Here is a 9,850-nt window from a genome sequence, read left to right as displayed (position 1 = left end):
GCTTCAGCCTGCTCCGCAAACGGGCCCTCCTCACCCGATGATCACCGGCGGGCCAGAAGAATCACAAGATCAGCGACAGATCCAGATCCGGCGATCCTGCACCAGATGCTGCTGCGGTACCGGTGGAGCCTGGCACCGGGCTACCGGATATCATTAGACCGTTTCCCGCTACCTGTTCCACGGGACGGGCTACCGGTCCAGCTGGAAAAGATTTCCTGACCACCTGACCGACCCTGTCACCCCTCGGGATTCACGTCGGAAAGAAGCGGTACCGCGGGTATTTGCGGCAGTCCGACCGGGCGCAGAAGGCTTCGTTGCCCCGGAGGAGCGCCGGAGACGATGACTTACTCCGCGACGTTCACTCCACCGGCGCGGTCGCGGGCCGGGTGTCTCACCTCATCACCCAAGGAAGTAAGGATATGCCGGCGATCAGCCGTTCGGGCATCATCCTCTTCGAGGACCCAGCGATCCACAGCAGCCACCGCAGCCTCCTGACAAAGGTTTTCACTCCCCGGAAGATGAACGCGCTGGAGCCGAAGATCCGCGAGTTCTGCGCACGCTGCCTCGATTCCCTCGTCGGCATCGACCGATTCGACTTCATCAAAGACCTGGGCGCGCAGATGCCCATGCGCACCATCGGCTACCTGTTGGGTATCCCCGAGACCGGGCAGGAGGCGACCCGGGACCGCCTCGACGAAGGCCTACGGCTGCGGGACGACGAGGATCGCGCCGCGCAGGCGGTGAACTTCGACTGGGAGGAGTTCGGGGACTACATCGACTGGCGGGTCGAGCACCCGTCCGAGCCCGTGCGTGTCTCGTAGCGTCCCGTAAGGCCCGGCGGCCAGCCCCGCTGCCCGCGTGGTGTCCCCGGCCCCGCCTCACCGGCATCGAAAGTCCGTTCCCGTGCGGCTGGGTCCGGCACCCTCCGCCGAGGACGGGGGGCCGATAGGGCAGCCCGGATCGCCACGGGACGAGGATCCAGTTCCTTGGGCGGAACGAGATCTTTCCAGGCGGCGGGTGCGCCTCCTGCCACCCTGGCCGGCGACTACAGCACGTCACCAGCAGTCGTCGGGTGCCCGGGCATCAGGGACGTGCGTTGGCTTCGGTCCTGGCGCGGAGGCCGGGCCGGGCGAGTGCGTGTCGGGAGAGCTTCGAGGGCCACCAGATCTTCGGACCGAGGTCATGGCTCAGTGCCGGCACGAGGACCGAGCGGACCAGAACCGTGTCCAGCAGCACCCCGAAGGCCACCGAGAAACCCAACTGGGCCAGGAAGACCAGCGGGAGGACGCCGAGTACGGCGAACGTCCCGGCGAGGACGATCCCGGCCGAGGTGATGACCCCGCCCGTGACCGCGAGGCCGCGCACGATGCCGCTACGGGTGCCGTGGATGAGGGTCTCCTCCCGGACCCTGGTCATCAGGAAGATGTTGTAGTCGATCCCCAGGGCGACGAGGAAGATGAACGCGAACAGCGGGAAGCCGGGATCCGCGTTGGCGAACCCGAAGACGTGGTTGAACACCACCGCGCTCACGCCCAGCGTCGCGGCGAACGAGAGCACCACCGTCGCGATCAGGAGGACCGGGGCGAGCAGTGCCCGCAGCAGGACGCCGAGCACAAGGAGGATGACGACCAGCACGATCGGGATGATCAGATTGCGGTCGTGGCGCGAGGCGTTCTGGGTGTCGAGATTGATCGCCGACTGGCCACCGACCAGGGCGTCCGCCCCGGGCACCTCCCGGACGACCCGTCGGATCTCAGTGATCGTGTTGTAAGCCTCGGCGGTGTCATAGCGGTAGACGATGGCGGCGTCGATGGCGATTCGACCGTCGACCGGGGCGACCTGGACCGACGCGGGTGCGCAGCCGTCGGGACCCCTCGCCGCCGGGCGCCCGCCGGACGCCGACCGGGCGGCGAGTTTGGGGTAGTCGACCTCCACGCAGACCGAGCCGGGAGCGGTGGCGACGCCGTCGACCTTCCGAACGGCGGCGATGACGTTCGCGGCGGCAGCGGTGTTGGTGATGATGACGGCCGGGGCGCCCTCCCCCTGGCTGAAGTTGGCGTCGAAGATCTCCTGGCCGACGATCGCCTCCGGCCGCCCCGTCAGGCTGTCCGTCGTCGACAGGCCGTCGACTTTCAGGGTGACGATCAGGGACGAGCAGGCCAGCAACACGACCGTCGTGACGATCCAGGCCCACCGGGCCCGGCGGACGAGGCCCCCGGCGAAGCGTGCCCAGAGACCGTGACCGGTGAGGTCGGCCTGGTGGTCGACGCGGGGAATGCGAGGCCAGAAGATCCAGCGTCCGGCGATCACCAGGAACACCGGCAGGAAGATTAGCATGATCAAGGCCGTACAGGCGATGCCGATCGCCGCTACCGGCCCGAGGCTGCGGGTGGAGTTCAGCTCACCGAGGATCAGGCAGAGCAGACCGAGGATCACCGTCGCCGCCGAGGCGATGATCGCCGGAGCGGCGCCCCGCCAGGCCGCAATCATCGCCTGGACCCGGCTGGGGTAGGTGTGCAACTCCTCCCGGTAGCGGCTCACCAGCAGCAGTGCGTAGTCGGTGCCGGCGCCGATGACCAGCACCGACAGGATGCCCTGACTCTGCCCGTTGAGGGTGAGGACGTCGTTCTTGGCCAACGGGTAGATAATCAGCGCCGAGACGCCGAGCGCGAGCACCGCGCTGAACAGCGGGAAGAACCACAGCACCGGGCTGCGGTAAACGAACAGCAGGATGCCCACGACGACAAGGCCCGCGGCGAGCAGCAACAGCCCATCGATGCCGGAAAACGCCTCGATGAAGGCGACGAGCAGACCCCCGGCCCGGCCGGGTGCACGGCGAGACCGGCCGGTGCCCCGTCGCGGGCGACCGCGACGACAGCCTTCTCGACGTCGACGAGTTCATCACCCTTGACCTCCCGGCCGCCGTCCTGGGCGACGAGCGGCACGGCCACGGCGGCCACAGCGCCGTTGCGGGCAAACTGGGGCGGCCCGAGCTGACCGGCGTCCACCCCGTGGATCCCGGCGAAGGACCTCACGTCGGCGGTGATCTTAGCTTTGTCCTGCGCGGTCAGCCCGCCCTGGCGATCGTAGACGACGAAGCCGGGAATCGTCTGCACAGAGCGGAACTGCCGCGACGCGGTGTCGACCTTGGTCGACTCGGCCGAGTTCGGGAGGTAGGCGGCGTTGTCGTTCTTTTGGACCTCGCTGAGCTTGCCCTGGTAGGATCCGTCGACGCCGCCGAGCAGGAGCCAGCCGACAGCCAGGAGCGAAGACGTAGACGATGCGTGGCCGGCGGGCGCGCGCCGGACGGCCACCGGAACCGGCGGGGCCGGAAGCAGAAGCGGGGCCGGAAGCGGAATCCGCCGGGGTACCGTTGCCGTCCCCGGGAGCGTTCCGCACCGCATCGGCCCCGGCGACGGCCGGCCCCGGCGGGAACTGTGCCGCTGGTGGTGCTGGCGCTGGCGGGGATGGTGCTGCCGGCGGGGACGGTGCTGCTGGCGCTGGCGGGGATGGTGCTGCCGGCGGGGTCTCCGCCCGTGCCGCCGACCCGCCGCCGCCCCCGACCTCGGACTCGTCCCCGCTGGTCATGCCCGTCTCCCCACGCCGAACGCACATCCTGTCCCAACGATGGCGATTCTGGCGCATGCCACCGACAGAACCCGTCGGCCCCACCGGCCGACGGGCGAAGAACCGATGAAAACCTTCACGTCAGGGATGTGACCCGCAAGTCCGGGGTGTGACTCGGTGCGGCAAGCGGCTCGTGGTGACCGTCAGCCCGGACCGTCAGCCCCGGCGGCGGCCTGCGCAGCGAGCAGGGTGTTGCGCAGCAGCATCGCGATCGTCATCGGCCCCACCCCGCCCGGCACCGGGGTCAGTTTCCCGGCCACCTCGCGCACCGCCTCGAAATCCACGTCGCCCCGCAGACCCTGCGGGGTCCGGTGCATGCCGACGTCGATGACGGTGGCGCCTGGCTTCACCGCGTGGACGCCGATGATCGCCTGTTTTCCCGCGGCGACGACGAGCACGTCGGCGCCGCGACAGACCGCCGCCAAGTCCCGCGTACGGGAGTGACAGATAGTTACAGTCGCATTACGTCCCACCAGCAGCTGTGCCACCGGACGACCGACCAGTTCGGAACGACCGACGACAACCGTGGGCGTACCGGACAACTCGACATCGTAGGAGTCCAGCAACTCGATGATTCCGGACGGTGTGCAGGGCCGCAGACCCGGCAGACCCCGGGCGAGCAGACCGACGCTGGCGGTGGTGAGCCCGTCAACGTCCTTCCCGGGTGGGATCCGGCCGACGAGCGCGGCCCCGTCCAAGCCTTCGGGCACCGGAAGCTGCAGCAGGATACCCGACACAGCCGGATCGGCGGCAAGATCGTCCAGGAGTGCCGCGACCTTCTCCTGGGAGGTGTCGGCCGGCAGGTGTTGATGCAGGTCGGCCATGCCGGCCTCGAGGCAGGCCCGACGCTTGCCGCCGACGTACACCGCGGACGCGGGGTCATCACCCACGAGCACGGTCGCGAGGCCGGGCTGGAGGCCGGTCCGGTCGCGGAACTCGGCGACCTCCCTGGCCACGTTCTCACGCACTCTGCGGGCGACGGCCTTGCCGTCGATGATCACTGCGCTCACTATCGGCCCTTCGCGTCACGGTCGTCAGATCATGCCCGGGTTCTACCCGGTCTCCGATCCGGGTCATGCCCGGGTCAGCCAGGCGTCCGGCGCGGTCTCCCCGGCCCCTGGCGCGGTCCCCCGGCGTCCGGCGGAGCCCGAGCGAGCACGCTACGCCAACAGAGCGCACAGGTGCCCAGTACCGTCATACCCACCACCGCGGGGAACCCTCGGGCGCGGGAAACGCCGACGGCGGCCACATTGTGGGGAGCAAGGCACGGTCCAGGGACCGCAGACCGTGCTCAGGTCCCCCAAATTCACCGGGCGACGGTCGGGCGACGGCTAGCCGATGACCGGGCACAGCCGGTTGGCCGTCACCGGCGGGCCGCTGGAACTCCCGAATAGGCCACGGCGGCCAGCCAGAGACGAACCTCACGCGGGGTAGACAGGCGAACGACCCGGTGTCCGGCGTGGTGTTCGGCGATGCTGTCGGCGAGACGGTTGCGGCTGGTACTCGGATATCTCCACAGCCAGGTGAGAAAAGCGAGGTCGAGCCGTTCCGGGCAGCCCGCGGCGAGGTCGGGACGGTTCCGTCCGTGCCACCGTGCCCAGCGTCGCAGTACTCGTGGGATGGTGATCCGCCGCGACAGGTCCAGGAACACGATGAGGTCGGCGGCGGGAATGCGCAGGTCCAGCGTGCCGCCGTAGTTCCCGTCCATCACCCATGCGGGCTCGGCGACGAGGTCGGCGACGACGGACCGCCATTGCGCCGTGGGTGTCTCGACCCATCCCGGTTGCCAGAAGTACCGGTCGAGATGCACGAGCGGCAGTCCGGTCTGGCGCGCGAGCTCGCGCGCCAGGGTGCTCTTGCCCGCCCCGCCGCTGCCGACGACGAGGATCCGCCGGGCGTCAGAGGGCATCGCTGCCGGCGCGGAGTCACGGCTCGTCCCGAGCGCATTCACCCGGTCAGTGTCCCACCGGTGCACCCGGCCTGGTGGTGAAACATCGTGCTTCGTCCCGACCCGACCGCCACCGCCCACCCGACCGCCACCGCCGAGCCGAGGGGGTGAGCCGCCGATGGCGCCAGCGTGTCGTTGATTGACGACGGTAGATCATGTTGCAATCCTCCGGCCTCGGAGAGTTGGCATTGCGTGATGGCTCCACGAACTCCTCCAGCCGGTCGACCGACGTCGGCCGATAACCGTCGATGGCTGACCGTGGCAGTCGGCCAGAGGAGATCATTTCGCGATGAACGATCGAAGGACATTCATCCGTGCCGCCACGGTGGCCACGACTCTCGTGCCCTGGTCGCTCGGCTACCTCGGCTCCGCCACCGCGGCGGACGCGGCCACCGCGGCACCGTCCTCCCCACCTGCGCCCGCCCGACCCGCCGTCGTGGACATTCCATCCCCGACCGGGGCCTCCGGTCTCCTCACCGGCGGCAACACCGCAGGCCTTCTCGCGGGCTACTGGCAGACCTCACCATCCGAGCTCAGTGGGTTCGTCTACCGCGGCGGTACGGTGCACGGCCTGCCGGGGAACAGCCGGCCGGCCGCGGTGAGCGAGGCCGGCGTGGTCGTCGGCGAGAACATCACGCGTTACAGCCGGGAGGCGTTCCGCTGGAACCGTGGCATCTATCAGTCGCTAGGATTCCTCGGCGGCACCCCCACCCAGAGCGGGCGGTCCAGTACCGCGGTCGACGTCAGCGACACCGGATTCATCGTGGGGACCAGCACCACCAATACGGGCGAGCAGCACGCCTACCGATGGTCAAACGGCACGATGACGGATCTGGGCACACTTGGCGGACCATTGAGTTCCGCCGTGGCCGTCACGGTGCAGGGAAGGGTGGCGGGTAACAGCCTCACCCGGGAGGGCGCCAGCCACGGGTTCCTCTGGTCAGCCGGCACGATGTCGGATCTCGGGACTCTCGGCGGTTCCTCGACCGTCGTCGCCGACGTGAACAACGCCAGGCAGGTCGTGGGGACCAGCGAGACCTCGGACGGCTATTTCCGCGCGTTCCTGTGGGACCGCGGCCGCATGACCGATCTCGGGACCCTCGGCAGTGACCTGCACAGCGAGGCGGTCGCCGTGAACAGTCTCGGTCAGGTGCTGGTGCGCAGCCTCGGATCGTCAGATGGCGGGTTCCTGTGGATCGCGGGCCGCCGCATCCCGATCACCTCACCGCTCGGCCCGCTGGAGCTTCTCGACCTCAATGATCATGGTGTGGTGTGCGGGACGGCGCCCTCGGGTCAAGGCAGCCACGCGTTCCGCTGGTACCGCGGCCGGCTGACCGATCTGGGCACCCTCGGAGGACCGGTGAGCGCGGGCAACGCCGTCACCCCGAACAACGTCGTGCTCGGTTCCGCGACCACCACGGACTCCCCGTTCCCCCAGGCGGCATTCTGGCCGAACACCGGCTCCTGACGTTCTCAGCGGCCCGTCACAATGGCTTCTCGGTGACGAGGGGCTTCTCGGTGACGAGGCCGCCGTCGACGTGCAGCCGGCGAGTCACGGCGACCGTGTCGAGCATGCGCCGATCATGGGTGACGAGCAGCAGGGTGCCCGCATAGCCGGCCAGCGCCTGTTCGAGCTGATCGATCGCCGGAAGGTCGAGGTGGTTGGTGGGTTCGTCGAGCACCAGGCAGTTCACGCCGGCCGCCTGCAGCAGCGCGAGCCCCGCCCGGGTGCGTTCTCCCGGCGACAGGGACGCCGCCGGCCGAGTGACCTGATCCGGGCCGAGACCGAACTTCGCGAACAGGGTGCGCACCTCGCCCGCCGGCCAGCTGGTCGCCCGCTCGGCGACGGCCAGCGCCGTAGCCTCACCCCGGAACAGGCCGCGGGCCTGGTCGATCTCGCCGAGCCGCACGCCGGACCCGAGTGCCTGGTGCCCCCGGGCCGGGAGGATGCGGCCGAGCAGCGCACCCAGCATGGTCGTCTTGCCCCCGCCGTTCGGCCCGGTGATCACCACCCGGTCCGCCCACGCGATCGTCAGGTCGACCGGCCCCAGAGTGAAGCCCGATCGGGCCACCACCGCGCCGGTCAACGTCGCGACGACATCGCCCGACCGGGGCGCGGCGGCGATCGACATGCGCAGCTGCCATTCCTTGCGAGGCTCCTCGACCTCCGCCAACCGGTCGAGGCGGGACTCGATGGACCGGACCCTGGCCGCGCTCTTCGTCGCCGCCTCGATCCGGGCTCCCTTGGCGGCCCGGTCACCGTCGGGCATCCGCCGCTTCGCCCGCACCGAACCCCGCACCGCCTGCTCCCGCTGGCGTTGCGCCTGGGCGACGAGATCGGCCCGCTGGCCGGCGTACTCCTCGTACCGCTCCCGGGCCTGACGCCGCGCGACCTCGCGGGCCTGCAGGTACGCCGTCCATCCGCCGGCGAAGAGGGTGAGGCCGTGCCGGTGCGGATCGAGTTCGGCGACGGTGTCGATGGTGCGGTCGAGGAACTCGCGGTCGTGGCTGACGACGACCAGCGCCCCGGGCACGCCTTGGACGAACCGCTCGAGCCGTTCCAGCCCGTCGAAGTCGAGGTCGTTGGTGGGCTCGTCGAGCAGGGTGATGTCGAACCGGGACAGCAGGACGCCGGCCAGCGATCCCCGGGCGGCCTGCCCGCCGGACAACGCCGTCGTCGGGCTGTCGAGCGCGCCCGCGGGCAGACCGAGATCGGCGCACACCTCCTCGGCGCGGGCGTCGAGGTCGGCCGCGCCGATCGCCAGCCACCGCTCCAGGGCGACGCTGTAGCGGTCGTCGACCCCAGACGTGCCAGGGACCCCAGACGTGCCAGGAGCCCCAGACGTGCCAGGGAGCCCGGACGTGCCCAGGGCCAACGCCTCGGTCGCGGCGTCGAGCTCGGCCTGCGCCGCGGCGACGCCGGTGCGACGGGCGAGGAAGGCCCGCAGGGTCTCCCCGGGGTCGCGGTCGGGTTCCTGGGGGAGCAGGCCGACGTTGGCGGTCGGCGGCGCGAGATCCACCCGGCCCGCGTCGAGCGCCACCTGCCCGGCGAGGGCACGCAACAACGTCGACTTGCCGACGCCGTTGGGCCCCACCACGCCGAGACGGTCGCCGGGCGCGACGGTGAGGGAGACGCCGTCGAGGACGGTCGCCCCACCGCGGGTGACGGTGAGACCGGACGCGACGAGGGTGGCGGACATCTGACCAGTCTGGCGCATGGACGGCGCATCGCGTCCCGCCCCCTGGGGCCGCATCCATCCGGTGGGACCCTACGGTGAGTTCGTACGCTGGGTTCGTACGCTGGGTCCGTGCGGCTGACCGGCGCCGAGGCCCGCATCGTCCGGGCGGGCGAACCCGGACACGCTGCTGCCATCGAACTGCTCATCACCCGATATGACCAGTACCAGGCCGCCCCGCCCGCCGGGCCGGCGATTATCGTGACGGTGGCCCGCTGGTCAGGGTGGGCCTTCTCGACGTAGCCGGCTGTTGACATCGCCGGCCGTCGACATCGCCGTCAGTGCGGGCCGGTTCCGGTCGTGCCCGGCGCCCGCGGGCGGTCCCAGCCGGGCGGCAGGGTAGCCGGTGTGCGCCAGGACGGGTCCGGCTGGAAGTCGCACCAGGTGCCGTCGAACGGGAACGCCCCCGTCTCGACGAGCCGCAGCAGCCGCTCGCCCTCGGCCCGCACCGCCGCCGCGTCGGTGACCCAGTAGTGCTCGGGAAACGCGAGCCGTTCCGCGAGCTCGTGCTCATCCTTCCACTACCAGGTCCGGTCCGGGGAGACCCACAGGTCGAGGTCGTGGTCGGTCGTGTCCACCCCGACGAGTCCGTCGTGGCGCCAGGCCACGGCAGGTGCCTCGAGATTGATGTACCAACGGGCGAACCGCCCCTGCCGGTCCCAGAACCACCACACCGAGTGCGCACCCGCCGGTGGGATCATCATAAGGATGTTCGGCCCAGGCCAAGCCCTCTCCACCAGCACCGTGGATTGGCGGATCCATTCGGCGAACGGCATGTCGCGCAGGCCGCGACCGTCCGTGCTCAGCTCGACGGCCATCGGGCAGCCGTGCGGGATCCACAGCCGCAGCCCGCGCTCATCGTGGCCGACCACGTGACCCGCGCGGACGAAGACGAGCCGCTTGGTGGTGAACGACCGGTGCACGACCACTTCGCCCGGGACGAATTCTCCTGGAACGAATTCGCCCGGGACGAACGGACCCGCCGGTGCGGCGCCCGAACCGAGCGGTGGCGATGCCTGGGGACCAGCTTGGGGACCAG

The 9,850-nt window shown here is 70.3% G+C and carries 5 protein-coding genes and 3 pseudogenes; 3 read left to right on the top strand and 5 right to left on the bottom strand.

Annotated elements, in window-relative coordinates; translation table 11 throughout:
- Positions 1 to 446 precede the first annotated feature (446 nt).
- Positions 447 to 687: pseudogene (locus tag ACY5KJ_RS12015) on the top strand (cytochrome P450); the annotation flags it as partial.
- Between the two features lie 396 nt (positions 688 to 1,083).
- Here the strand turns inward: ACY5KJ_RS12015 and ACY5KJ_RS12010 are convergent.
- From ACY5KJ_RS12010 to ACY5KJ_RS12000, 3 genes and pseudogenes are all read right to left on the bottom strand, one after another.
- Positions 1,084 to 3,588 (bottom strand): annotated as a pseudogene (locus ACY5KJ_RS12010) (MMPL family transporter).
- 182 nt (positions 3,589 to 3,770) lie between these two features.
- On the bottom strand, positions 3,771 to 4,637 hold the full coding sequence (gene folD, locus ACY5KJ_RS12005; protein WP_462187447.1) for a bifunctional methylenetetrahydrofolate dehydrogenase/methenyltetrahydrofolate cyclohydrolase FolD: 867 nt from the start codon (positions 4,635 to 4,637) through the stop codon (positions 3,771 to 3,773).
- 353 nt (positions 4,638 to 4,990) lie between these two features.
- Complete coding sequence (locus tag ACY5KJ_RS12000; RefSeq protein WP_462203371.1) at positions 4,991 to 5,536, bottom strand: P-loop NTPase family protein; 546 nt, start codon at positions 5,534 to 5,536, stop codon at positions 4,991 to 4,993.
- A gap of 328 nt (positions 5,537 to 5,864) precedes the next feature.
- Here ACY5KJ_RS12000 and ACY5KJ_RS11995 point away from each other — a divergent pair, with 328 nt between their 5' ends.
- Positions 5,865 to 7,043 (top strand): HAF repeat-containing protein, encoded by a 1,179-nt coding sequence (locus ACY5KJ_RS11995; protein WP_462203370.1) that lies wholly within the window; start codon positions 5,865 to 5,867, stop codon positions 7,041 to 7,043.
- A gap of 16 nt (positions 7,044 to 7,059) precedes the next feature.
- Here ACY5KJ_RS11995 and ACY5KJ_RS11990 read toward each other — a convergent pair whose 3' ends face one another.
- The gene (locus ACY5KJ_RS11990; protein WP_462187445.1) at positions 7,060 to 8,775 is read right to left on the bottom strand and encodes an ABC-F family ATP-binding cassette domain-containing protein; all 1,716 of its coding nucleotides are present in this window, start codon (positions 8,773 to 8,775) and stop codon (positions 7,060 to 7,062) included.
- Between the two features lie 108 nt (positions 8,776 to 8,883).
- Here ACY5KJ_RS11990 and ACY5KJ_RS11985 point away from each other — a divergent pair, with 108 nt between their 5' ends.
- On the top strand, positions 8,884 to 9,054 hold the full coding sequence (locus tag ACY5KJ_RS11985) for a hypothetical protein (protein WP_462187444.1): 171 nt from the start codon (positions 8,884 to 8,886) through the stop codon (positions 9,052 to 9,054).
- A gap of 35 nt (positions 9,055 to 9,089) precedes the next feature.
- On the opposite strand, the pseudogene ACY5KJ_RS11980 reads toward ACY5KJ_RS11985, so the two are convergent.
- Positions 9,090 to 9,740: pseudogene (locus ACY5KJ_RS11980) on the bottom strand (ribonuclease FAU-1 family protein).
- Positions 9,741 to 9,850: the final 110 nt, after the last annotated feature.

It is taken from the genome of Frankia sp. CcWB3 (assembly GCF_977927595.1).
The sequence above is the reverse complement of the archived record's forward strand: the minus strand, read 5'-3'. Positions and strand labels throughout refer to the sequence as shown.